Genomic DNA, 26,619 nt, shown 5'->3' on the forward strand with positions numbered 1-26,619 from the left:
AGATGATGTAGCTGTACCCTACTGCTAAACTATTCTCTATTTTAAAAGCTGACTCCTTTGTTAGTGGTACCTCAGAGTATGAACTGCTGGAAAAGTATGGTGAGTTTTTAGTACCTGATCTTCTCCTGGTTTACAAAAAGTATGTAAGCCCTGAGTGGCATACTTACGAAATGCTTCTTCATATAGAGACGGCCATGCACGGGGCTGTAAAACTGCAAGGCAACCGAACAACTCCACCAAAGCTGCTAATTACTAAAAGAGAGCCAACACAACTTATGTAAGTTATCACCCACACCGAAAAATGGCCGGCATGGCAGTTGGTATTATTAAAGGTATAACTCATTACTACCAGGAAAGCGATACTATAAATAGTATCATGCTCACGTCCTCGGATGCGGAGTGTGTACAGATTAAGGTAGATTTCAACTAGAAACTTAAATTTATTTAAAGGTGCTGCATTAATTCTATTTACTCCTACCCTACCTTATCTCTAATTTTATTTAAGCCAGATCCTCATATTTTCTGCAGTTTCACAGCTTCTGCGTACATCTCTTACTTCTCCATTTAAACCTTAGCAACTAAAAACAGTCTTAGTACCGGCCCGTGTAAAATTGGTCTTGCATGGCTGTTTTTAAATCTGATGCCTTCCAAGCAATGTAAACACTTTTTATCTAATCCTTAAGATTTGTTAATTTACGACTGCATTAGCTGAAAACGAACATATTCACACTTTCAACCTATACTTACAAATTATCTAACATGAAAAAACGCGCACATTTCCTGTTGGCGCTGTTGCTGTTAACCGGCAGCGTTGCACAGGCACAACAGCCGCAACAAACACAACAGACGCAGGTTAAACAAGATCCTGTTATCCAGAACATCATCAAGCAGGCAACCGAGAACTCTCATCTCCAGAAGCTGGGCCATGAACTGATGGACGGAATCGGACCACGCCTGGTAGGCACGCCGCAAATGGAGCAGGCTGCTAACTGGGCTGTAGACAAGTATAAAAGCTGGGGAATAGATGCCCGTACTCAGAAGTATGGTGAGTGGCGCGGCTGGGAACGCGGCATTACACACATTGATATGGTACACCCACGTGTAAAATCTTTGGAAGGAATGCAACTGGCCTGGAGCCCTGCAACGCCATCTAAAGGTGTAACGGCTGAGGTAATCACTATGCCAGATTTTGCTGACTCTGTTGCTTTCCAGCGTTGGTTGCCAAGTGTAAAAGGCAAATTTGTGATGATCTCGATGAACCAGCCAAGCGGCCGCCCAGAGTATAACTGGAAAGAGTTTGCTACCGAGAAATCATTTGAGAACATGAAAAAAGAGCGTGATGCGCAGAACGAAGCTTACCGCAAGCGCATTTCGGCGACTGGTAAAACTTCACGCACACTGCCTGTTGCTTTAGAGAACGCCGGTGCAGCTGGTATTATCATGTCTAACTGGTCTAGCGGCTTTGGTGTAAACAAAATCTTCAGCGCTTATACTAAGAAAATCCCTACAGTAGATATTGCCCTGGAAGATTATGGTATGCTACACCGCCTGGCGGAGAACGGCAGCAAGCCACGCATTAAAGTAGTAGCAGATTCGAAGCACGCTAAAAAGCCGGTTCCTACTTTTAACACGATTGCAGAAATCAAAGGCTCTGAGAAACCTGATGAGTACGTGATCCTTTCTGCTCACTTTGATTCTTGGGATGGCGGTACAGGTGCAACAGACAACGGCACAGGCACTATCCTGATGATGGAAGTTATGCGCATCCTGAAAGAAGTATATCCTAACCCAAAGCGTACGATACTTGTAGGCCACTGGGGTAGCGAAGAGCAGGGCCTTAACGGTTCGCGCGCTTTCGTAGAAGATAACCCTGAGATTGTGAAAAACACACAGGCCGTATTTAACCAGGATAACGGTACAGGCCGGGTAGCCAACATTTCTGGCCAAGGCTTCCTGCATTCTTATGATTACATGGGCCGTTGGTTAAACGCTGTTCCGCGCGAAATCACAAGAGACATCGAGACAAGCTTCCCGGGTATGCCTGGTGGCGGTGGTTCTGACCATGCCTCGTTTGTAGCTAAAGATGTTCCTGCGTTTATGCTGAGCTCACTTAGCTGGTCGTATGGCAACTACACCTGGCACACAAACCGCGACACCTATGACAAGATTGTGTTCGACGATGTGCGCAGCAACGTAATCCTGACTGCTATCCTGGCTTACATGGCCAGCGAAGAGCCTGAACTGGTATCGCGTGAGCGTAGTGTTATGCCTTTAAACCCTAGAACAGGTGAGCCTATGAGCTGGCCGCAAGCCAGACCAGCAACCCGTAAAGGTGGTTTAGACTAAAACTGAAGCATACATAAAGCTTTACTGCTTTTAATAAAAAAAGAAGCCGCTTAAGTTTATACTTGAGCGGCTTCTTGCTTTTCGTGCTGATATCGTTTAACAATGCCGTTTATACTTTGTTAAACTGTAATCTGATACAATTGCTGCGATGCAGCGTACAAACAGAAAGTATAAATAAAGAACCTGATTAATGGAAAATAGCAACGACAACAAGTATGAATTAGCCACCTTTGCCGGCGGCTGCTTCTGGTGCATGGTAAAGCCTTTTCATAAATGGGATGGCGTAATAAGCATCATCTCCGGCTACACAGGGGGCCATACCGAAAACCCTACTTACAAAGAAGTTTGCTCCGACACCACCGGTCACTACGAGGCTGTGCAGATAACTTTTGATCCAAGTATAATTTCTTATAAAGAGATACTGGAGGTTTTCTGGGAGCAAATAGATCCGACTGATGCCGGCGGGCAATTCGGTGACCGGGGTTCTTCTTACCAAACAGCCGTTTTTTACCACAACGAGGAACAGAAAAAGCAGGCAGAAGAATCTAAAAAGGAGCTCGATGAAAGTGGCAGGTTTAGCAGCCCAATCGTGACGCCTATACTACCCGCGCAAAAGTTCTGGCCTGCCGAGGAGTATCATCAGGATTACTACCAAAAGAACCCGGCGCACTACAAAATGTATAGCATTGGTTCAGGAAGAGTAGGTTTTATAGAAAAGCATTGGCGCGACAAGAATAAGGCTTAATTCTTCAAGCAGCAGGCATAGCTACATCAAAATACAAGTTTAAACTTTAATACAATACCTTTGTTGATAGAGAGGTAATTAAACTTTGACATGACAAAACAAAAGATAAAAATAGACATCGTTTCCGACATCAACTGCCCTTGGTGCTATGTAGGAGAAAAACGCTTGAACAAAGCTATTGAGGCCACCAAATACAAGTATGAATTTGATTTGTATTACAAGCCATTTGAGTTAAATGCCAGTATTCCACAGGAAGGGCAAAACAAGCTGGATTATTTTAAAAATGCCTATGGCCCGGCTATACTTTCTAAGCTAGATGCCATGAACCAGCAAATGACGGAAACCGGTGCTGAGGTAGGTATAGCGTTTAACTTTGATAAATCTACAACGGTAAACAATACCTTTAACGGGCACAGGTTAATCTGGCTGGCTGGCGAATGCGGTGTGCAGGAAAAAGTAGCAGAGGCTCTTTTCTACAGCTACTTTACCGAGGGCAATAACATGAACGACACAGAACTGCTAACAAAAATTGGACTTGAGAATGGCATTCCAGCAGAGAAGCTCGAAGGCTTTTTTGAAAGCGAAGCAGGAAAGGCAGAAGTGCGTGAGATGGAACAATGGGCACAGGCAGCCGGCATTACAGGTGTACCTGCCTTTATCATCAACGACAAATATTTAATTAGCGGTGCACAGCCAGCTGATGCGTTCCTGAATGTATTTCAACAAGTGGCGCCTAAGTTTGAAGAGGTAAAAGCAGAGGGCGGAAGCTGCGGTATAGACGGCTGCTGCTAATCTCAGAAATATAAATAGAAAGGCCGCTGAAGTATAATTCTTCAGCGGCCTTTCTATATGTATTAACATTAATTTAGAAGTTTCTGGCCTGTACCGGCAAATCTTCTAGTTGGGCATAGTTAAGTTTCCATTCGCCGTCTTCTCCTTTTTTCCAAAGCATGATATAGTTACCCTCTCCTGTACCATGCGGCTCCTGAGGTCCGGCTGGCAATACATCTACAGTAAATGTACCGGCACCGTATGCCAGGTTTTCGTCTACAGCAGAGCTTACGTTGCTTAGCCTTAGGTTGTTAATTGTATTAATCGTTTCACGAACCCAGCGGTTAGAAACATCAGACTTGCCTCTCAGGTGCATCTCACCTTGCAGAAACTGTACATCCTCACCCAGCATCGAAACTACCTTTTCAGAGTCTTTGCTGTTCCAGGCAGATATAAAATCCTGGTTCAACTGCTGCACATCCATTTCTTCCTTGCTGCCATTACACGCTACCAAGAAAGTAAACATAAGTATAAATGCTATATAACTAAACGGTTTCATGATTCTTAAATTTAGATATGTTCATTTTTTCATTTTGCATATACACGTAAGATTTAAATTAAGGGTGCACATGCTTTAAAGAAAAAGACCAGGCGCTGAGCCTGGTCTTCTATGTTGTAAAGATCCAATTACCAGCTTTTCACTCTATATTCTGAAGTATAGTATGGTTTGCTTGGGTCACCGTAGTGCGGGTTAAGCACATAACCTGAAGTAAACAATACGTTATCGTTGGCTGCGTAAGCCGGTGCAGCTGGCTCTGGAGCAGCAGGAGTTACCGCTTTTTTAGTGGTTCTGGCCTGTGCTGGGGCTGCGCTTCTGGCTGCGGCAACTTTGTATTGGTTTGATCTTTCGATTGCGGCAATACGCTCAGCTGCTTCTGCTGCTTCTTCTTTTTTACGCTTGTTGTCGATGATTTTACCAACACCGTAACCGGCACCGGCACCAACTACACCACCTACAACACCACCCACTACGCGGTTACGCTTATGTATAATGGCACCAGCCGCACCACCTGTGGCCGCGCCAATAACTGCACCTTTAGCCTGTGGACTCCACTTCTTTCTCTCCTGCGCCTGTGATGAGCTGCTCACCACGATAAACATTAAAAATGCAAGGCTCAATACTAGACTAATCTTTTTCATAACGATGATAGTTTGTTAAAACTAATACTAACTGAACAGGTATTTGCAAGTTGCGTGCCAACAGATGAAGGTGCAGAGCAAAATTTATCTACACTAGCACCAAAAATATTGCAACACACTGATAATCAATTATAAAATTTTTAACACAAGCTACACCCAGCAGTACAAAGAATAGACCTTATAAATTTAACACAGCAGCTTTACCTGTATTTTCAAGTCTTTCGTTATAATTAAACAATGCTTACATTTAGTAAACTATTTCTGCACCCGCTCTTACTATGAATTCTAAGTCTGCACCCCAACCAACCCAATTCCATATCTGGCTAAAGGCTATACTTCTACTGCTTTTGCTTGTAAACTGCCGGGGCAACGACGATGAATTACGACTGGAAAGCAGAAACTTTGAACAAGAAGTAGCACAGGAGCAAAATCTGGTGTTTAGTTTTGATAAGGATTTAGTTGGCGATTCGTTGCTGAACAAATGGGACACCATTCCATACTTCACCATCACACCAAAGGTACCTGGCAAGTATAAATGGACGGCCCCGAACGAGCTTGTCTTTTCTCCGGATAAACCGTTTGCGCCAGCCACCAGCTATAAGACCGAACTAAGCGATAAGCTACTCAGGCATTCCGGTACCAAGTATAAAATTCCCGCCGGCCAGGGTTTTACGTTTCATACCCCATACTTAAGGTTGCAAGAGGTTAAGAGTTATTGGGTAGCAAATGACAACAACCCAAACCAACTGGAGGCAAGCCTGTTGCTTGATTTTAACTACCCGGTGCTTTTCCAGGAACTGCGGAAGCATTTAAAGATATATGCAGGAAACAAGGAGTTGCCTGTAGAACTTGCCAGCGGCAACCGCGACAACATTACAATTCGGGTAAAGAACGTGGAGGGGCAAGCAGACAAGGAGATTCCGTTGCGTTTAAGTATAGCAAAAGGCCTGCGCATTGCCGGCAGCACCAACCTAACCGACCATACTTTTGAACGTGATGTACTGCTGCCCAGCCGCCAGCGCATGCAGGTGATGGAGGTAAGCACCGCTCTGGAAGAAGGCCAAGAGCGTATTTACATCTTAACCACACAGCCTGTTACAAACAGCAATCTCGGCAACTTACTTGAGATTAGTCCTCGGCAGGAGTTCACTGTAGAGCGCCTGCAGAACGGTTTGGTATTGAAAGGGAATTTCGAACAGAGCAGCACCTACACCCTTACCCTCTCCGGCGACCTGATGGGCATGGAAGGAAAACCGATGGGGCAGCCCTACAGGCACAGCGTAACGTTTGCAGATGTGCAGCCGAGTGTGGGTTTTATAAATGCTAAAAGCATTTACCTCAGCAGCCAGGGTGCCCGCAACATTGCACTTAATATCAATAAAGTGCCACGCATCAAGATCAGCATCAGCAAAGTATACGAAAACAATATTCTGCACTACCTGCGCGAGGGCAAAGTATACGACGGTTATTACGACGAGGCAACCGAAGAATACTACTCCAACACCTACTATGATGTAAACGAGAACAACGGCAACGTGCTTTTTGAACGCGAGTACAATACTGAAAGCTTGCCAAAAAAAGGGAGTTCTTATTTATTAAACCTTAACCTGCACGACCTTGATTTCGACAGTCAGTTTAAAGGATTGTATGTGATAGCCGTTTCCAGCACTGATAAAAACTGGCTGAAGGATTCTAAGATCGTATCTGTGTCTGATATCGGGTTGATTGCCAAGCAGGGCAAAGACGAAGTAGTGGTGTTTGCCAACTCAATTCGCGAAGCTACTACCATGGAAGGTGTGGAGATTCGCTTTATCAGCACAAACAACCAGGTGGTGCACAAAGCCATAACGGATAAAGACGGCGTAGCTCGGTTCAGTAGCATGAGCAAAACGGCTCCGGATTTTAAGGTTGGTATGATCACGGCACGCAAAGGCGACGATTTTAACTACATGCCCTACAGCCAGACACAGGTAAACACCTCGCGCTTCGAGGTAGGCGGCAAACGCCTGAGCGAACTAAACTACGATGCCTTTATCTACGGCGACCGCGACCTCTATCGCCCCGGTGACACCCTTCATGTAAACACGGTAGTGCGCACCCCCGACTGGAAAATAGTGGCTGGCTTGCCTGTAAAAGTGAAACTGCTGTTGCCAAACGGAAAAGAGTACCGCAGCACCAAAGGCAAACTAAACAGCCAGGGCGCCAGCGAAACAAGCTTTATATTGAACGGGGCAGCCGTAACGGGCACTTATACTCTAGAAGTATACTCTGGTAACGATGTGCTGCTAAATTCTAAGAAGATTGGCGTGGAGGAGTTTATGCCGGACCGCCTGAAGGTGACAGCTACTTTGAATAAAAGCATTTATACTTCCGGCGAGAAGCTTATACTTAACCTAACAGCGCAAAACCTTTTCGGGCCGCCAGCTGCCAACCGAAACTACGAAACACAGCTCAACCTGAAAAAGAAGACCTTTGAGGCCAAACGCTACCCAGATTATACTTTCGACATCAAAACCTCCGGCGATGTGAACATACAAACCAGCACCCGCCAGGGCCAGACAGATGAGCAAGGCAAAGCGCAGGAGGTGTTTGAGCTGGAGAATTTCCAGGATATAGGTTTGCTGGACGGTTCGCTTTATACCACTGTTTTCGACGAGACCGGCCGCCCTGTAAATCGCTTGAACAAGTTTGATGTAAGCACGCAGCAGGCTTTCTTCGGTATCAAGAACTTTGATGATTATGTGAGCACCCGCCATGCCATGAACATCCCTATCATTGCCCTTGATCGTAACGGTTCTCCGGTGTCATCAACAGCTAAGGTGCAGCTGGTGCGATACACTTACGAGTCGGTAATTGAGCGGAACGTAGAGGAGTATAACTATAAGTCGCAGCGAAGAGAAAACGTCCTGATCAGCAAAAACATTAACATACCTACTTCTGGCGCTACTTTTAACTTTACGCCTGCCGCTTCAGGGCAGTATGAGATTCGTGTGATGCGACCAGGCGCTTACAACTATGTGGCGCAGGAGTTTTACGCCTACGGCTGGGGCGATACCGAAAGCACCTCCTTTGCCGTGAGCACCGAAGGCGAAGTAGACATCTCTTTGGACAAAGAAAAGTATGAGGTTGGTGACGAAGCGAAAATCCTGTTTAAATCTCCATTTGCGGGTAAGATACTGGTAACGGTAGAGCAGGGTAATGTGCTGAGCTATCATTATCTGAAAACCGATAAGAAAGCCGCCTCAATTACTTTACCCATTAAAGACGAGCATCTGCCAACGGCCTACATCACTGCTATTGCGTTGCGCCAGGTAAAGGACAACCAGATGCCGCTTACCATAGCACGTGGCTTTAAACCGATTACCGTTACCAAAAAGAGTACGCAACTACCTGTAGCCATATTTGCCCCGGAAACATCCAGATCAAACAGGCTGCAAACCGTGAAGGTGAAAACTGCACCTAACGCTGAACTTACATTGGCGGTAGTAGACGAAGGTATACTTCAGATTAAAGATTATCAGACTCCAGACCCACACGCATACTTTTACCAGAAGCGCGCGCTGGAAGTAAATTCTTATGACCTGTACCCCTACTTATTTCCAGAGCTTGGTTTCCGCTCCAGCGTAGGCGGCGACGGCTACGATCTGGCAAAACGCATCAATCCGCTTACATCCAAGCGTGTAAAACTTGTATCGTTGTGGAGCGGGCAGTTAAAGGCTGATGGGAACGGCGAGGCCACCGTGCAAGTGCGCATTCCTGAATTCTCTGGTGCCGTTCGCATCATGGCAGTGGCTTACAGGGATAATGCCTTTGGCTCATCAGAAAAAATGATGCGGGTTTCTGATCCGGTTGTGATTAGTTCGGCTTTGCCTCGTTTTGTAAGCCCAAGAGATACGGTGCTGGTGCCGGTTACGCTAAGTAATACGACAGGCAAAAAAGCAAATGCCTCCAGTTCAATCTCTGTTACAGGGCCGCTGCGAGTAGTAGGAGAAAGTCGTAAATCAGCAAGTATAAACCCGAACGCCGAGGCACAGGTAACTTATAAATTAGTGGCTACACCTGCCATTGGTCAGGCAACAGTAAAGGTGGTTGTAAGTGCCCTAAACGAGCAGTTCAACAACAACACCGACATCACCGTTCGCCCTATTGCTCCACTTACTAAAGTAACAGAGGCCGGAAGTATAAAAGACGGAGCCACAGCTGACATCAAATTAGCCAACGACTTTATACCTTCATCGGTGTCGGCTAAGCTGGTAGTGAGTCGTTCGCCGCTGGCGCAGTTCACCGACGATATTACCTTCCTGCTGCGCTACCCGCACGGTTGCCTGGAGCAGACTACTTCCACTGCTTTCCCGCTGCTATACTACACCGACCTGGCCCGCTCACTAAACCAAGATAAGAAAAGCCGAACCTTTAACCCGAACTACCTGGTGCAGGAGGCTATTACCAAAATTGAGCTGATGCAGCAATACGACGGTGGTTTTACCTACTGGCCCGGCGCCACCTACACCGACTGGTGGAGCAGTACCTACGCCACACATTTCTTACTGGAGGCCAAGAAAGCCGGTTTCCCGGTAACGCAGGAGGTGCTGGATAAAGCCGTTCGGTACCTGCAGCAAAAGGTGAAAGGTAAGGCCTTGGAAGAGTACCGTTATTACGACGCCAGCCGAAAGGTACAGACAAAGTATATCGCTGCCCGCGAAACGGTTTACTCGCTGTACGTGCTAAGTATAGCCGGCAAAGTAGATTGGTCTACCATGAACTACTACAAAGCTAAACCGGAGCTGCTGTCGCTGGATTCGCGTTACCTGCTCGCCAGCACCTACGCCCTGAACGGCAGCCGCGAGAGCTTTAACCAAATCCTGCCCCGCTCCTTTTCCGGCGAAACTTCGGTTCGTGCTTTGGATGGCAGCTTCTATTCCCCACTACGCGACATGGCTATCTCGCTAAACGGTTTGATGGAGGCTGATCCGGATAATCCGCAGGTTGGTACGCTAGCCAAGCACTTGTCGCAGGAACTACGCTCGAAACGCTGGTACAACACTCAAGAACGTGCTTTTGCCTTAATGGCTTTGGGTAAGCTCTCGAGCAGAAGCGGAGGCTCACAAACCGCACAAGTATACCAGAATGGCAAGCAAATTGGCACCTTTACCGGCAAGGACCTTACCTTAAACAATAACATTGGCAGCGGCCCGATCAGCATACGCAGCAAAGGAACAGGCAGCCTGTACTATTTCTGGGAGCTGGAAGGAATCAGCCAAAGCGGCGATGTGAAGCGCGAAGATAGTTATCTGAAGGTTCGCAAAACATTTTTTGATAGAAACGGCAAACAGATTACTAACAACACTTTTAAACAAAACGACCTGGTAGTGGTGGGTGTCGAGTTGCAGTCGTTGGATGGTAGAAGCATACCAAATGTAGCCATAACAGATATGCTGCCCGCCGGCTTCGAAATAGAAAACCCACGCTTGATGACGGCTCGTGAATTCAGTTGGATAGAAGCTCAAAAACCAGCTACCCCGGATCATATTGATATCAGAGACGACAGGATCAACTTATACGCCACAGCCAAGCCTGAGCAGCAGTATTTCTTTTACCAGGTGCGTGCTGTTAGCAAAGGTGAATTCCAGTTAGGGCCTGTTGGCGCAGACGCCATGTATAATGCAGAGTATCATAGTTATTCGGGTGGTGGAGTTGTGAAAGTGAGGTAAGCGGATAAACCAAAATGCCAACACAAGAAACAAAGTATAACCTTAGCCAGCAGCTGCTAACCCACAGCAAGCCTTTGCTGAAGTATACTTTATACTTTGCGCTTATACTTTGCTTCGCCTTTGCTATCCTCAATCAACTATACCCGCTAAAAGTAAACATCTCCTACTCCACCGTCATCACCGCTTCCGATGGCAGCGTGATCAATGCATTTTTGAGCAGGGATGATAAGTGGCGCATGCAACTGGAGCCAGATGAGGTAAACCCGGTACTTAAAAAGGCGGTGCTGCTAAAAGAGGACAAGTACTTTTACTACCATCCCGGCATTAATCCTTTTGCTATTACCAGGGCGTTAGCAAACAACATAATCAGAGATAAAAAGACATCAGGCGCCTCTACTATTACTATGCAGGTGGCGCGGTTGCTGTACCCGCAGCAACGCACATATGCCAATAAACTGAAGGAGATATTCCGGGCATTGCAATTGGAGTGGTATTACAGCAAAGACGAAATTCTGCAGCTATACTTAAACCTGGTGCCATTTGGCGGAAACATTGAGGGCGTGAAAGCAGCTTCTGTTTTATACTTCCAACAGTCTCCAAAAAGGCTAAGTCTGGCACAGGCTGTAACGCTAACAGTTATCCCAAACAAGCCGTCTTCGCTGCGCATTGGCGAGCAGAACGAACAGATCGTGGAGTTCAGGAACAAGTGGCTGCGTTACTACCAAGATCTTAACACTTTTCCGGCTTCGGAGATTGAAGATGCCTTGCTGGAGCCGCTGGAGGCGCGCAGGCAGGATGCACCCAAAGTAGCCCCTCATTTTGCTTACCGGATGTACCGGAAGTATAAAAATCAGCCCATCATCAAAACAACACTTAACCGGCAGGTGCAGGAGAAAGTGGAGCAACTGGCTTACAATTACATGCAGCGCCTGCGCTACCAAAATATCCACAATGCAGCGGTGCTGGTCATAAACAACCAAACCAAAGCTGTAGAGGCATACTTGGGTTCGGCTGATTTTAACGATTATGCGCATCATGGGCAGGTAGATGGGGTGCGGGCAATTCGCTCTCCGGGCAGCACACTTAAGCCGTTTCTGTATGCAACGGCTTTTGACAAAGGCTTGTTCACTCCTAAAACTGTGATTACAGATGTTCCTGTAGACTACGCCGGTTATCGCCCTCAGAATTATTTTGGCAACTACAATGGCAATGTAACTATTGAGCAGGCGCTGGCTACTTCGCTAAATGTACCAGCCGTAAAAGTGCTCGACCAGCTGGGTGTTTATACTTTGGTGCAGAAGCTGCAGCAAGCAGAATTCTCTGAAATGAAGCACAGTGGCAACCAACTGGGACTGTCGTTGATCTTGGGTGGATGCGATGTGAAGCTGGAGGAATTAACACTACTTTACTCTGCTTTTGCCAACCAGGGAAAGTATAGCGCTGTTAACTGGCTGCAACAGGACTCTCTGAAACAAGAAACACAATTGCTCTCACCGGCATCGGCCTACATGACAAATCAAATTTTAACACAACTCACCCGCCCAGACCTGCCGCACAATGCCCATAACAGCCCGAACCTGCCCAAAATTGCCTGGAAAACCGGAACATCCTATGGCCGCAAAGATGCCTGGAGCATTGGCTACAATAAAAAGTATACTGTGGGCGTGTGGGTTGGTAATTTCTCCGGTGAGGGTGTACCTGAACTTAACGGCACCGATTCGGCCACTCCCCTGCTTTTCGACATCTTTAACAGCATCGACTACAACTCCACTTCAGGGTGGTTTCAGCAACCAAAGGGCATAGGTTTAAGAGTGGTGTGCGCCGAAACTGGCAATCCTGTTAACAGGTTTTGCAAAAACCAGGTACTGGATACGTTCATTCCCGGCATCTCCTCCACACAAAAGTGCAGCCATTTAAAGAGAATCGCAGTTTCTAAGGATAAAAAGTATAGCTACTGCACCAGTTGCCAGCCTGCTACAGGTTTTGTGCAGCAATTATACCCGAACCATGCTCCGGAACTGCTCACCTTTTATACTTCTGAGCATATTCCTTACCAGCAAATACCGCCTCACAACCCAGGCTGTAGTCGCATCTTTAAAGAAAACGCTCCTGTTATTACGTCTCCTGCCCCAGGCATGGAATACATTTTGGTACAGGAACAACAACAACAACTGATGCTGCATTGCAATACCCACAATGAGGTAAAGCAGGTTTACTGGTACATCAACAACAAGTTTATAAAAGCCGCAGCAGCCAACGAAAAAGTGTTTTTTGAGCCAAAACAGGTAGGAAAGTATAAAATATCCTGCACCGATGACCAGGGCAGGAATACAGACAGCTATATAACTGTGAGGTTTTTATAAGGGCAAATCGCAAATGTTTAAATCTTGATTGACTGAGTGTCTACTCCAGCACGAGTGGTTTTAAGGTTTTACAAAACCGTATAGATACTTCTGTACCTTTCTCTGTGTCCACATCCATACTTCCGTCTAGTTGCTTCAGCAGCGAGTTTACCAACTCTATACCAAAAGTCTTTGTTTTGCCGTTGGTTTGCATGCCGGGGCCGTTATCATAGACCTGCAGCAGGTAATCGTTTTGGTGGCTTGTTAGTTTTATCTTGAGTAATGGTTCCTCAGCGTCTTGGTAAGCATATTTAAAGGCGTTTGTGATGAGCTCGTTGCATATAAGGCCTACAGGTATGGCCGCCTCTACATCCATCCAAATAGGTTCGATGTCATACACAAGCATCTCTTCGTCAAAGAAACTGTTGTAGGTAAACATGATCGTTTCTGCCAGTTCTTTCAGGTAGTCAGGCATATACACCTCTGTGGCGTTCTCGTTTTGGTAAAGTCGTTGGTGGATTAGGATCATCGATAGCAGGCGGTTTTTACCTTCCAGCAGCGCTTTTCTGGCATTTTCGTCGGAAATGGCATAGGCTTGCAAATTCAAAAGGCTGCTTACCACCTGCAGGTTATTCTTAACTCTGTGGTTCAGCTCTCGCAACAGTATGTTAATATGCTCGTTCCGCTCGTTTGCAACCCTCACTGATTCCTCTAGCTCGCGGGTTTTCTCTTCCAGGTGTAGGCGCTGCTCCGATATTTTTCCATTAAGTGCTAATAACTGTTTATTTTGCTCCAACACTGTTTGCCGCTCTGTATTATAGCTCCTCCTGTAGGTAACAATTAACAGCGTAGAGTAAAACAGCGTGTACATCATCGTAACACCATGATCCAGCATCCGATCTTCTATTCTCTTGTAAGGCAGTACCCACTCTGGGTTATAATATTCCAGTAACAGCAGTAAAAGCAGGTCGCAGTACATAATTCCGAATACCCAGTACTGGTAACGCGGGGGCACCATCAGCAAAAAGATATTCAGGAACATGATGATCAGGTAGAAAATATTGCCGTCGACACCGCCGTTGTAGAAGTGCATAACACTGAGCAGCAGCAATGTGGCTATCACATAGCAAAAAATCAGGCTGGCCGAGAACTTACGCTTTATCCTTCCTACATAATATAGCCGAGCCGATACTACTGCACCAATAAAGCTCAGCCACACAGTTGGGTGAGGCAGTCCAATAAAATAATTAGCCGTTCCGCCAAGAATGGCAAAAGTAGTGATGAAGAAACCTGAGATGTTAAAGATGCGGTGCTCCAGGCTAAAGTCTGTTCTTTGGCCTGTGATAGTGCGTATAATGTTGCTAAGATACTGCATGCCTACTGTACTAGCCTCTGATCCACTTTAATCTTACAGCAATGGCAATAAGCTCAGAACTCGTTTTCAGATCATACTTCCGGAGGAGGTTGCGCCTGTGCGTGCGCACTGTGTTCTCGCTTATAAACAGCTTTTCAGCTATTTCGCGGCTTTTGTAGCCTTCTGCCAAATAGCGCACAATATCCATTTCACGGTCAGAGGGAGGCTGAATGTCTGGGTCTCCGGATCCAGTGGCGGCTTGTGTGCGCAGGGCCATCTTAACAGCTACGAGTAACTGCCTCTCAGTAAAGGGCTTTAGCACATAAGCAACAGGCTCAGTAGAGAGAGCATCTTCTAAAGTGTGCTGCTCTGAGTAAGCCGTTAAATAAATAACAGGTACTTGTTTAAATGCCTGAAGCTCTTTTACGATCAGATGCCCCTCGTATACGCCAAAAAGATTAAGATCACTGATGATCAGACTTATAGAATGCTCCTGATATAGCGCTGATGCCTCCTGCCTGTTACTCGCTATCAATACGTTCTCGTAGGTTGCCGATTTTAAAACAGAGCAGATGTACTCTGCTACAAGTCTTTCATCTTCTATTACCAGAATTTTGTTTTGCATAGAACAAGAGTTACAAATGTGAGGAGGCAAGGCTCTGGCAAACCAGAGGGTAATACACCAAACTAAATCACCATTAAAACATCCAATATAAATATTAGCGTTATACTATAGAAGTAAAATTCATACTTTATTTAAGATGCTTTGCTTTATCTTGATTAGAAAGTATAAAAGGGCCGCCTCCTGAAACAGAAGCGGCCCTTTTATACTTTCATTGTGTTTAACCAGAAGTTAGTTTACCTCCATCTCTCCATGGGTATAATGATGATAGTCTTTAACAACTGTTTTCAGAAATTCCCAATCGGATAACTCAGTTTGGATACCGGTAACTTCTTTTACACGCAGGGCAATTTTTTCGAGTAGTTCAAAATTCTGGTGCTGTTTTGCCTTGTACACCAGCTTCCTGATCTGGGCTACATCCTGGTCGTTTAACTGGCTAACTTCCGGAAACACGATCTGGTAGTTTTCTTCTGTGGTAAACACAGGCGCTCTTCTCTGAACGGCGCGTGTACGGATAACACAGGTACCGGCTGCCATATCGCCGAGGCGCTGCCCTTTGCTGCTGGCAGCAACAGTAATTACGGCCACCAAACCACTGGAAAGCCCCATATCCACCAGCCTAAACAACCAGCGCAGCAGGTAATCCCCTATTGTAGGCGACTCTCCCGATAACTTTATCACTTTGATATCGCGTGCCTTTTTGCCTATACTTTGCCCATTCAGGAATATTTCGCAAACTAAATGATAGAAAAGCAAAGGCAAGTATACCAGTACCATCATGATCACAAGGCCTATACCACCCTCCTGAAACCAATTGCCAAAAGCAAATATTACGGCAATAGCCATAGCCCATACAAACATCACTACCCCATCAATAAGGGTGGCCACAATTCTATCGCCCACACTTGCCAACGGATACTCTACCTCAACGTGCTGCGTCGTCTGAATTTTTACGGTATTCATTTAATAAAAAAGTTTGCTTTCTTTTATTTACATCACAAGATATATATATTTGATCTATAACACAACACGAACAGTACCGTGCGCGAGGCAGCCTTTATCAGAAAAAACAAACTTAAGTGGAAGTCCTACGAAACAGAGGCTGCGGCTAACCCCGATGCACTGGCCGACAGGTTTATAGAACTGACCGACGACCTTTCGTATGCCCGCACGTTTTACCCCAACTCCGAAACTACTGCGTACCTTAACAGCCTTGCCGGCAAAACGCACCAGGCCATCTACAAAAACAAGAAGGAGAAAAAGAACCGCTTTGTTACCTTCTGGAAGTATGAGTTGCCCTTGCTGTTCCGGGAGCACCACCGCCAGCTATTCTATGCTTTCCTGATTTTTGCAGTAGCCTGCTTTATCGGCGCACTTTCTGCCGCCATGGACGATACTTTTGTAAGACTTATACTTGGGGATGGCTACGTAAACCAAACCTTACAAAACATCCGCAACGGCGACCCTATGGCTGTTTATAAAACTATGGGCCAGGCTGAGATGTTTCTCATGATCACGATCAACAATATCCGGGTTTCTTTCCTGGCCTTTGTACTGGGGGTATTCTTTTCGCTGGGTACTTTTTGGGTGTTATTCAGCAACGGTATCATGCTGGGCGCTTTTCAGTACTTCTTCTACCAGAAAGGTCTGCTTTTAACTTCTGTACTCACCATCTGGATACACGGTACCCTGGAGATATCGGCCATTGTAATTGCCGGTTGCGCCGGTTTTGTGATGGGCAATAGCCTGCTATTCCCTAAAACCCATTCCCGACTCCACTCTTTTAAACAGGGTGCCCGACGTGGGCTAAAGATTGTGGTGGGGCTGGTGCCGATCTTTATAGCAGCTGGCTTTCTGGAGGGCTTTGTTACCCGCCACACCGAAATGCCAATGGCGCTGAGCCTGTTCATTATACTTACATCCGCAGCGTTTATACTTTACTACTTTATACTTTACCCACGTTTACTGCACAAGCAACATGCACCAGACCAGCCAGAAAATTAACTTAAGGCAAGAACGCGATTTTGGCGAGAAACTCAACGCCACTTTCCACTTTATAAAAGCCAACTTTAAACCACTGTTTAGGGCAATCCTGCTTTATGTAACCCCTGTGGCCTTACTGGCTGGCATTTTTTCTGGCTTATACCAGGCACGCTTGTTTCAGAGCATTACCGGCAACGGCGACTATAAAACCTACGGCGAGTTCAGCTTTTTTCAGCAGATAACCTCGCTTAACTACATCGTGATGCTGTTTTTCTCTATGTTAGGCTATATTATGGTGTCGCTGGTGGTGTACAGCTTTATGGTAGTATACATGGATAGCGAAGAAGAAGTATCGCCGGCTGCTGTCTGGGAGCACGTAAAGGCGAATATGGTACAGGCCATTTATGCCGGCATCGGCCTTGGCATTGTGTGCTTCTTTGGCTTCTTTTTGCTGGGCTTCGGTTTATACTTGGGTGTGGTTTGCTCTGTATTCTTTATGGTAATGATCCGCGAAGAAACCGGCGTAGTAGAGTCGATAGAGCGATGCTTTTACTTGGTAAAACACAACTGGTGGGCTACTTTTGGCTTTCTGATTGTAGTCGGGATTATACAGGGTATGATCGGCTGGCTGGGTGCATTACCGGCTGGCCTTGTTTCTATCCTGCGCATGTTTGAAATACCCGGCACGGACAGCGATGTACTGCTGGTTGTAACCAATACCATAGCTTCTATTTTCGCGATATTTGTTTCCACTATTTCTATGGTAGCGGTAGGTTTCCAGTATTTTCACCTGGTAGAGCAGAAGGACGGCATCGGCTGGATGGAGCAGGTAAACCTTATTGGCAAGCGCGACAGCAACACATTTAACAATGAGGGTGACTTTTAAGCAGCTTTATACTTTTATACTTATACTTTGCCTGCTGCTCGGTTTTGGCCCGGCTTCCTACGCCCAACAAGATAGCATACCGGCCTCAACAACACCTGTAACGGTACGTCATTTTAACGAGCAGGATCTAAAGCAACTAAAGTCTAGCAAAGACTTTGAGTATTTTGAAGAAGCAAAACCTGACCAGACGTTCCTGGAAAAGCTATGGAGCGGATTTAAACGGTGGTTAACAAAAGTGTTTTACGGTGGCCAGTCCAGCGGCATCTGGGAATTGCTTATCTATGTGGTTATAGTAGGCGCCATTATACTTCTAATCATCAAGATACAGGGAATGGATATTCCTAGCCTCTTCGGCAAAAAGTCTGAGGTAAGCGAAATGCCGTACCAGGTATACGAGGAAAACATCCACGAGATGGATATGCAGGCCCTGATTGAAGAGGCCGTGCAGCAACGTGATTTCCGTAAAGCCATACGCCTGCACTACCTGCAAAGCCTGAAGCACCTTACCAACCGTGGATTTATACTTTGGAAGCCAGGCAAAACTAACCGCAGCTATATCAGCGAGATCAACTCGCTGGAACTGCGCCGCGAGTTTGAGCAGCTTACCAGCATGTTTGAATACGTGTGGTATGGCGGTGCAGCCTTAGGCGACGAATTGTTTGCTTCTGCACGTGCCGAGTTTATACTTTTCGATAAACAGCTAAACCAGTACGCATGAAAGGATATCGCAACTATATCATCCTGATCGTGCTGCTGTTCGGTGCTTTAGTAATGCTGGAGTACTTCCGCCCAAAGCCAGTGGACTGGTCGCATACGTATAGCCGCAAAGATAAAATCCCGTTTGGCACCTACGCCCTTTACGACCTGCTGCCAGGCATTTTTCCGGGACAGGAAGTGCAGGAAGTGCAGGAAGTACGGGAGCCGATCTACAACCTGCTGCAAGACTCCACACTATCGGGCAACTATGTATTCATCAACAGTTATTTTGAGGCTGATAGTGTAGACACCAATGCTCTCTTGGACTTCGTGAGCCGTGGCAACCAGGTTTTTATTGCGGCAGAAAATATCTCCAGATTCCTGACCGATACCCTAAGGTTTGATACAGACCATATGGATAGCGACTCTCCGGATTCTACAGCTTTACACTTTACCAGCCAGCAAAAGCACCTTGTCTATAGTTATCCTAAAAACCAGGAAGCAGTATACGTAGATGCCGACCACAAAGCCGGACATGTGGCCTTGGGCCGTAACAAAGCTGGTTATCTGAACTTTATGAAAGTGCCATTTGGCAAAGGTTGGTTCTACATCAACTCTGCACCACTGGCCTTTACCAATTATCAGTTGCTTAGCCAAGACCAAAGCGAGTATGCTGCTACTGCCCTGTCGCACCTGCCTGTAGCACCAGTGTACTGGGACGAGTACCAGAAACAGGGCCGCATGGAAAGCCAGTCTAAATTCAGAGTGCTGATGGAGCATGAACCGCTTACCTGGGCTTACTATATTGCACTAGCAAGTATGGTGCTATTCCTGCTTTTCAAGAGCAAGCGCACGCAACGCATTATTCCGGTTGTGGAGCCACCACGCAATACTACCCTCGATTTTGTGAAGACGATCGGCAGTTTATACTTCAACAACGGCGACCACAAAAACATAGCAGAGAAAAAGATTGCATATTTTCTGGAGCACCTGCGCCTGCACTACCACCTCAGCACCAACACCTTAGACGAAGAGTTAAAAGACAGATTAGTAAATAAATCCGGGGCAGACGAAGCGCTGGTAGCCAATATCTTTAACCTGATCAGCAGCATCCGGGAGAGTAGCAGCATAACAGCACAAACGCTGATGATGCTCAACAATTATTTAGAAGAATTTTACGCACAAACATCCATAAGGCCAAAGGCTAACGCATAACCATGGAAGAAGAAATATTCATTACTGCACAGGAAAACAAAACAGACTACAGCGCCCTACGCGAGGCAACAAATCGTATTAAAGCAGAACTGCGCCAGGTAATCGTGGGACAGGAGAGTCTGATAGAGTTGTTGCTCGTAGCTATGCTGGCAGAAGGCCACGTGCTGATTGAAGGTGTACCCGGCATTGCCAAAACTTTAACAGCCAAACTGCTTGCCCGCACCGTGCAGGTAGATTTCAGCAGAATTCAGTTTACCCCAGACCTGATGCCATCTGACGTGTTAGGTACTTCGGTATTCCACCCCGGCACCGTGACATTTGATTACAAACGCGGCCCTATTTTCGCCAACATTGTGCTGATAGATGAGATAAACCGTGCCCCTGCCAAAACCCAGGCTTCGTTATTTGAGGTGATGGAAGAGCAGCATGTAACCCACGACGGTGAAGTATATATACTGGCATCTCCCTTTGTAGTACTAGCTACCCAAAACCCGATTGAGCAGGAAGGCACCTACCGCCTGCCGGAAGCTCAACTGGACCGTTTCATGTTTAAAGTTCTGGTAGAGTACCCAAGCCTAGAAGAGGAAGTAGCCATACTTGAGCTGCAGCATAACGGCAACAAACTGAAGCGAGACCTGGATTGCGTACAGCCAGTACTTTCTGCAGATGAACTGATCGCTTTAAGAGAAGCCGTGCAGCAGGTGCACCTGGACAAAAAACTACTGGAATATATTGCTCAGATCGTAGGCGAAACACGCACAAACAAATCGTTATACTTGGGAGCCTCACCTCGTGCCTCTATAGCGCTGCTAAACAGCTCCAAAGCCCTTGCCGCCCTGCGTGGCCGTGGCTTCGTAACGCCTGAAGATGTGCAGGAACTGGCCCCTGTAGTCCTCCGCCACCGCATTCTGCTAACCCCGGAACGCGAAATGGAAGGCCTAACCGCTGACGACGTGATCAAACAAATCATTCAGAAGATAGAAGTGCCGAGGTAGTATAAACTGCCCTGGCGCGGGAATTTTTCCCGTGTCTTAAAAATAATGTCGAATCTGAGATTCGACTGGGCCAGAGGCCCAACTATAGCAAGTCACGAGCGAGGACGCTCGCGCCATGATTATACTATAGCAACCAAAGCTACGTAGCAACGGCCTTGGCCATGTGCACTAATGACGGTCCACTGTTCGAGCGGTCAGCGAGTTTGGAGCGTCTTGACTTTTTTGCCTACTTTTTGTGTCAAGACAAAAAGTAGGGCCCAGCCGGCGAGGCGAAAAGCCAGCTAAGAGTAAAAGAGCTGAAATTTTGAAAAACTTTAATTTGATGATCAATTTAACCAAATTCTAGTGCAGTTCATCCGCAGTCTATACTTCACCAGTCGCCTATACTACAGCTTGGCAGCTTTAACCTGCCTGTTTGTAGTAGCATTCTTCATACCCGTACTACTAATATTCGCCAAAGTAGCCTTTGGTGTATTGCTGCTGCTTACCCTGCTGGATCTGTTACAACTTTACCGCAGCAAAGAAGGAATGCATGCCAGCCGCAGTATGCAGGAAAAACTCTCCAACGGCAGCGATAACGACGTTTATCTGTACCTGGAGAACAAGTATAACTTTGCCATAGATGCCGAAGTAATAGACGAACTGCCTTTCCAGTTTCAGCGACGTGATACTGTTTTTAAAGCACATATTCCGGAAGGGCGCACGTACATCATCCACTACACTGTCAGGCCAACCAAGCGCGGCAGCTACAACTTCGGGGCGATCAATGTGTTTGCCATGGGTAAGCTTGCTCTGGTAAAACGCCGTTACAAATTTGCCCAGGACCAGGAAGTGCCGGTATACCCGTCATTTATCCAGATGCGGCAGTATGAGCTGATGGCCATCTCGAACAGACTGCACGAGATTGGCGTGAAAAAAGTACGTCGTATCGGCCATAGTTCAGAATTTGAGCAGATTCGCCCATACGTTGCCGGCGACGACCAACGCACCATCAACTGGAAAGCTACTGCCCGCAAATCCGACCTGATGGTGAACAGCTACCAGGACGAGAAGTCACAGCAAGTATTTTGTTTGATAGACAAAGGCCGTGTAATGCAGATGCCATTTGAGGGCCTCACGCTGCTCGATTATGCCATCAACGCCTCACTGGTGATCTCGAATATCGCCCTTAAAAAGCATGACAAAGCAGGCCTGATCACTTTTTCAGACAATATCAGTAACATGCTGCCAGCCCAGCGCAAAGCCGACCAGATAAGGCGCATCATGGAGCTGCTCTACAACCAGAAAACCAAGTACCAGGAAACAGACTACGAAAGACTTTATGCCACCATCCGGCACAAAATTAAACAGCGCAGCCTGCTCCTGCTCTTCACCAACTTCGAAACGTTAAACGGTGCACAACGCCAGCTGCCCTACTTACGCGCTATGGCCAAGCACCATTTACTGGTAGTTATCTTCTTTGAGAACACTGAACTGCACGCCGAGCTGCACAAGCCAGCCGCCAACACCGAAGAAGTATACACCAAGGCTATTGCCCAGAAATTTGACTACGACAAACGCCAGATCGTGAAGCAGCTGCAACAGCACGGCATCCACGCCATACTTACTCCGCCTAAGGATTTGACGGTGAATACGATTAACAAGTATCTGGAGCTGAAGGCAAGGGGGTTGATATAATGCTGCAATTATGTTAAAACTAAAGTTGAAAATAAATTAGAGGCACATGAAGCAACTCCTCCTCATTTCTGTTCTTCTGTTAACAGCTTTAAAAGTAATAGGTCAGAATCATAGCGCCTCTTTAACAAAAAACTTAGCAAAACTTAATGAAAAGAAGGTGCTTCCGGGGTTTGCCGTCTCAGTGGTTAACTCTGATAGTATCATTTACTCCCACTCCTTTGGGCTCTCCAATATTTCTAGCCGGAAACCTTTTACTGACAAAACAATACTTAATATAGGCTCGGTAAGTAAGACGTTTGTTGGGGTAGCTTTGATGAAGGCAGTCGAACAAGGGCACTTAAACCTGGACTCAAACATTAATGATTTCCTACCATTTGAGGTCCGGAACCCATATTACCCCAACAGGCCAATCAAAGTTATTCACCTCGTCACCCACACCTCTGGTATAATTGACAGGGAAGAAGTATATAAACAGACTTATACTCAAGATCTGGATGCTGATGAATATAAAGCTTTCCTGAAAGAGTACTTGAGCAAAGAAGGCAGTAATTATTCAGAAAAGAATTTCACAAAGCATGAACCTGGAGAGTGGCAGGATTATAGCAACATAGCCTCAGCACTCGTGGCATGCGTAATTGAGGGCGCCACCAAGGTACCCTTTAGCGAATATACCAAGAAAAATATCTTAGAACCCCTAAATTTAAATTCAACTGGCTGGTTTTTCAGAGACATCGTTAAAGAGAGCCACGCCACACTATACGACGCCATCCAGCAACCTATACCATTCTACTCTCTCCTAACCTATCCTGACGGAGGTTTGAAATCTAACTTGAAGGATTTAAGCAGTTATCTACAGGAAATCATTAAAGGCTATGCCGGTAAGGGTGAGCTGTTTAATGAATCCTCCTACAGAATGTTGCTTGAGCCTAAGTTTGAGAACAATTTTAAACCCAAGAATATCAATCCAAAAGAGCCTAACATCGGAGTGTTTTGGGTGCATAAAAGGAACGGGGAGATAGGCCATTCAGGAGGCGACCCAGGTATAACAACTTTTGTGTTCTTCAACCCAAATACAGCTACGGGTAGAATATTCATGACTAATACCCTTCTTGAAGAAGAAGATCAGGTGGTGATGTTCTCTAAGGTATGGCAGCTATTGAGAACGTTTGAAGAAAAATCAACGACTAAGAACAAGAATTAAGACGTCCCTCGCTGCCGCGAGTTTGCAACTCGTTCATTGTAATGACATCGAGTTTATAAATAGACTGGGCCAAAGGCCCCCACTATAGCAGGTCACAAGAGAAAACGCTCGCACCATACTTCTGCCTCCTCCCCTGCTGCATCCCAACAATATTTTTCAGACCTTTGCAGCAGATGGTTATCACAGACTTATTTCACCGTTTACCCGATTTACCTGTAAAGGAGGCGCTGCCGCAACTATTAGCTGCCCTCGACAACCATACACGTGTGGTACTTGAGGCACCTCCTGGAGCCGGTAAAACTACATTGGTACCTTTGGCATTGCTGGAAGCATCCTGGCGAAGCGGTGGTAAAATTCTGGTGCTGGAGCCACGCAGGTTAGCTACCCGTGCCGCTGCGCAGCGCATGTCAGACATACTTTCAGAGCCGGTTGGGCAGACAGTAGGTTACTGGGTTCGGATGGAGCATGTGGTGTCGGCTAAAACGCAGGTAGAAGTAGTAACCGAAGGTATACTTACCCGCCTGCTGCAGGAAGACCCGGCACTGGAAGGCATTTCAGCCATCATCTTCGACGAATTTCACGAACGTAACCTGCAGGGTGACTTGGGATTGGCCCTTGCCCTGGATGCCCAGGCTGTACTTCGGCCCGACCTGCGCATTATGGTGATGAGTGCCACCTTAGATGCCGCTGCCATAGCCAGATGGTTGGATGCGCCGGTGGTGCAAAGTATGGGACGGCAGTACCCTGTAGAAACAAATTACCTCTCTAACTCCGAAGTAGCCGCAGCTGGTACACGTCCGGCACAACGCTTGGTAAGCCTGGTACCGAAGGCAATCCGGCAGGCGCTGGAACAGGAACCTGAAGGCGATATACTTGTATTCCTGCCAGGCATGGGCGAAATGCGAAAAGTAGCCGAGCAACTGGAAGGACGTTTATCCCAAAGTATAGACTTACACATCCTTCACGGCGACCTAACCTTATCGAAGCAGTTAGCTGCTATACAACCAGCCCCTAAAGGCAGGCGAAAAGTAGTGCTGGCCACCAGCATAGCCGAAACCAGCTTAACCATAGAGGGCGTAAAGATTGTAATTGATGGAGGATTTGCCCGTGTGCCTAAGTTTGTTCCGCGCACCGGGCTCACCACCCTCGTCACCATACCAGTTTCCAAAGCTGCTGCCGACCAGCGTCGTGGCCGTGCGGGTCGTTTAGGTCCCGGAATCTGCTACCGCCTATGGTCTACTGCCGACCAATTGCAACTCCCCGAGAACCAGACTCCCGAAATTTGCGAAGCCGACTTAACTGGTGTTGCCCTGGAGCTTGCCATCTGGGGAGTTAAGGATGCTACAGCTTTAAATTGGCTTGATGTACCTCCTGCCGCTGCCTTATCATTAGCACGTGACCTGCTTTTGCGCCTAGAGGCTATTAACGATGCAGGCAATGCCACCGCACATGGTAAAGCCATTGCTTCGATGGGTTTAACGCCACGCCTGGGGCACTTGGTAATTCGTGGACGTGAGCTAGGTCATACTTCAGCGGCGTGTGCTCTGGCTGCTTTGCTTTCAGAGAAAGATGTTGTAAAACCTGTGCAACAAACCTGGTCAGAGCCCCTACCCGACTTGCAGGTGCGCCTGGAGCTTCTGGAGGGCAAAAGGCCATACTTGCCCGGATTTACAATAGACGAGAACGCCCTGCGCCGGGTAAAGGAACAAGCACAGCACCTGCGCCAGCGTTTACGTGAACCTAATTCAGCATTGGTTCCTGAGGCAGTCGGTATACTGACAGCACTCGCCTACCCGGATCGTATTGCCCAACAGGAAACCTCTGGTCGTGTGCGTTTGGTAACTGGCCAGCGTGTTGCTTTACAAACTGAATTGTTCGGTGAGGTACCTTTCTACAGTATAGCTCACCTAGAGATTGGTTCCAGAGCACGTGCCTTGCTGGCTGCCCCACTTACAAAAACTGAACTACTAAAATACTTTGAAGACCAACTAGAAGTACTGGACGAAGTACGCTGGGATGAGCCAACAAACCGTGTAATAGCCAGAAGTGTAACCCGGCTCGGCGCTTTGGTGCTGGAGGAAAAACAGCAGCCAAACCCGGACATGGAGCAGATAGCCGATGCGCTGTTCCAGGCCCTGCGAGAGAAAGGTGTAGAACGCCTACCTTGGACTGATGAGGCTATCAAAACCCGCAGACGACTGGCGTTCCTGCACCAGCTGGCTTCTGAAAACTGGCCTGACGTAACTGACGAAACCTTGCAACAAAGTATGGAATCATGGCTGCGCCCTCACCTGTCTGGATTACGGTCTTTGGACCAGGTGGCGAGGCTGGATTTCAACGAAGTCCTGCTGTCTGATCTAAGTTGGGAGCAGCGCCAGGAATTGGATAGACTGGCTCCTACACACCTGCAGGTACCCAGTGGCTCAAGAATAGCCATTGATTATTCGGATGCTTCCACACCAGTACTTGCTGTGCGCCTGCAAGAAGTATTTGGTATGCTTGAAACTCCAAGGATAGGAGGCGGTAAAGTACCTGTTCTCATGCATCTGCTCTCCCCTGCCTCACGCCCCGTACAGGTAACCCGCGACCTCCAAAGTTTCTGGAATACAGGTTATTTTGATGTGCGCAAAGATTTGAGAGGCCGTTATCCGAAGCACCATTGGCCGGATAATCCCCTGGAGGCCCAGGCGACACGGGGCACGAAGAAGCGGCCGGGGTAATCTGTTTTTGCAAAACTGGGTCCAACCATCTACCCCCTTTTATCTATTCTGATCTAATAAATCCTGATTCAAATAAGGCCGGCCCAGTTATTGCTAAACAGATAATGCACCAAAACAACAGATAAATCGTTTGTATGCAGTATGCCCAGAAGCGG

Annotated in this window: 19 protein-coding genes; 14 read left to right on the forward strand and 5 right to left on the reverse strand. The window is 46.9% G+C overall.

The features are described 5' to 3' along the window. Positions 1-11 precede the first annotated feature (11 nt). The 4 genes from WG943_RS21215 (at position 12) to WG943_RS02075 (ending at position 3,883) form a co-directional block, all read left to right on the forward strand. Complete coding sequence (locus tag WG943_RS21215; protein ID WP_445323617.1) at positions 12-281, forward strand: heme NO-binding domain-containing protein; 270 nt, start codon at positions 12-14, stop codon at positions 279-281. Positions 282-759: 478 nt separating this feature from the next. Next, positions 760-2,346 (forward strand): M20/M25/M40 family metallo-hydrolase, encoded by a 1,587-nt coding sequence (locus WG943_RS02065; protein ID WP_340406505.1) that lies wholly within the window; start codon positions 760-762, stop codon positions 2,344-2,346. A 190-nt stretch (positions 2,347-2,536) separates the two neighbouring features. Further along, positions 2,537-3,091: a peptide-methionine (S)-S-oxide reductase MsrA gene (gene msrA, locus WG943_RS02070; protein ID WP_340406506.1), complete on the forward strand. Its 555-nt coding sequence runs from the start codon at positions 2,537-2,539 to the stop codon at positions 3,089-3,091. A gap of 90 nt (positions 3,092-3,181) precedes the next feature. Continuing rightward, entirely contained in the window at positions 3,182-3,883 is a 702-nt protein-coding gene (locus tag WG943_RS02075) for a DsbA family oxidoreductase (protein WP_340406507.1), read from the forward strand. A gap of 73 nt (positions 3,884-3,956) precedes the next feature. Here the strand turns inward: WG943_RS02075 and WG943_RS02080 are convergent, their stop codons facing one another. Together WG943_RS02080 and WG943_RS02085 are read right to left on the reverse strand one after the other, a co-directional pair. Beyond that, a complete protein-coding gene (locus WG943_RS02080) occupies positions 3,957-4,388 on the reverse strand; it encodes a YybH family protein (RefSeq protein ID WP_340406508.1) in 432 nt (143 codons plus the stop codon). Positions 4,389-4,549: 161 nt separating this feature from the next. Beyond that, positions 4,550-5,062 (reverse strand): glycine zipper domain-containing protein, encoded by a 513-nt coding sequence (locus WG943_RS02085; RefSeq protein ID WP_340406509.1) that lies wholly within the window; start codon positions 5,060-5,062, stop codon positions 4,550-4,552. 278 nt (positions 5,063-5,340) lie between these two features. Here WG943_RS02085 and WG943_RS02090 point away from each other — a divergent pair, with 278 nt between their 5' ends. Continuing rightward, on the forward strand, positions 5,341-10,773 hold the full coding sequence (locus WG943_RS02090) for an alpha-2-macroglobulin family protein (RefSeq protein WP_340406510.1): 5,433 nt from the start codon (positions 5,341-5,343) through the stop codon (positions 10,771-10,773). Between the two features lie 14 nt (positions 10,774-10,787). Further along, positions 10,788-13,136: a penicillin-binding protein 1C gene (pbpC, locus tag WG943_RS02095; RefSeq protein WP_340406511.1), complete on the forward strand. Its 2,349-nt coding sequence runs from the start codon at positions 10,788-10,790 to the stop codon at positions 13,134-13,136. Positions 13,137-13,176: 40 nt separating this feature from the next. Here the strand turns inward: pbpC and WG943_RS02100 are convergent, their stop codons facing one another. From WG943_RS02100 to WG943_RS02110, 3 genes are all read right to left on the reverse strand, one after another. Then, positions 13,177-14,490: a sensor histidine kinase gene (locus WG943_RS02100; RefSeq protein ID WP_340406512.1), complete on the reverse strand. Its 1,314-nt coding sequence runs from the start codon at positions 14,488-14,490 to the stop codon at positions 13,177-13,179. 10 nt (positions 14,491-14,500) lie between these two features. Continuing rightward, on the reverse strand, positions 14,501-15,094 hold the full coding sequence (locus WG943_RS02105; RefSeq protein ID WP_340406513.1) for a response regulator transcription factor: 594 nt from the start codon (positions 15,092-15,094) through the stop codon (positions 14,501-14,503). A 228-nt stretch (positions 15,095-15,322) separates the two neighbouring features. Beyond that, positions 15,323-16,054: an RDD family protein gene (locus WG943_RS02110; RefSeq protein WP_340406514.1), complete on the reverse strand. Its 732-nt coding sequence runs from the start codon at positions 16,052-16,054 to the stop codon at positions 15,323-15,325. 78 nt (positions 16,055-16,132) lie between these two features. Here WG943_RS02110 and WG943_RS02115 point away from each other — a divergent pair, with 78 nt between their 5' ends. The 8 genes from WG943_RS02115 to hrpB all read left to right on the forward strand — a co-directional run bounded on the left by WG943_RS02115 (position 16,133) and on the right by hrpB (position 26,464). Next, positions 16,133-17,095 (forward strand): stage II sporulation protein M, encoded by a 963-nt coding sequence (locus WG943_RS02115; protein ID WP_340406515.1) that lies wholly within the window; start codon positions 16,133-16,135, stop codon positions 17,093-17,095. Beyond that, positions 17,070-17,960, forward strand: coding sequence for a hypothetical protein (locus WG943_RS02120; RefSeq protein ID WP_340406516.1), 891 nt, complete (start codon positions 17,070-17,072; stop codon positions 17,958-17,960). The genes WG943_RS02115 and WG943_RS02120 overlap by 26 nt, the downstream gene beginning before the upstream one ends. Beyond that, the gene (locus WG943_RS02125; RefSeq protein WP_340406517.1) at positions 17,944-18,678 is read left to right on the forward strand and encodes a DUF4129 domain-containing protein; all 735 of its coding nucleotides are present in this window, start codon (positions 17,944-17,946) and stop codon (positions 18,676-18,678) included. Before WG943_RS02120 ends, WG943_RS02125 begins: the two co-directional genes overlap by 17 nt. Then, the gene (locus WG943_RS02130) at positions 18,675-19,871 is read left to right on the forward strand and encodes a DUF4350 domain-containing protein (RefSeq protein ID WP_340406518.1); all 1,197 of its coding nucleotides are present in this window, start codon (positions 18,675-18,677) and stop codon (positions 19,869-19,871) included. The genes WG943_RS02125 and WG943_RS02130 overlap by 4 nt, the downstream gene beginning before the upstream one ends. 2 nt (positions 19,872-19,873) lie before the next feature. Further along, positions 19,874-20,866, forward strand: coding sequence for an AAA family ATPase (locus WG943_RS02135; RefSeq protein ID WP_340406519.1), 993 nt, complete (start codon positions 19,874-19,876; stop codon positions 20,864-20,866). 345 nt (positions 20,867-21,211) lie between these two features. Continuing rightward, positions 21,212-22,543, forward strand: a complete 1,332-nt coding sequence (locus tag WG943_RS02140) for a DUF58 domain-containing protein (RefSeq protein WP_340406520.1) — start codon at positions 21,212-21,214, stop codon at positions 22,541-22,543. A 46-nt stretch (positions 22,544-22,589) separates the two neighbouring features. Then, positions 22,590-23,744, forward strand: coding sequence for a serine hydrolase domain-containing protein (locus WG943_RS02145; protein ID WP_340406521.1), 1,155 nt, complete (start codon positions 22,590-22,592; stop codon positions 23,742-23,744). Between the two features lie 164 nt (positions 23,745-23,908). Beyond that, on the forward strand, positions 23,909-26,464 hold the full coding sequence (hrpB, locus tag WG943_RS02150) for an ATP-dependent helicase HrpB (RefSeq protein WP_340406522.1): 2,556 nt from the start codon (positions 23,909-23,911) through the stop codon (positions 26,462-26,464). Positions 26,465-26,619: the final 155 nt, after the last annotated feature.

The sequence above is a fragment of the Pontibacter sp. H249 genome, assembly GCF_037892465.1.
Classification (GTDB): domain Bacteria; phylum Bacteroidota; class Bacteroidia; order Cytophagales; family Hymenobacteraceae; genus Pontibacter.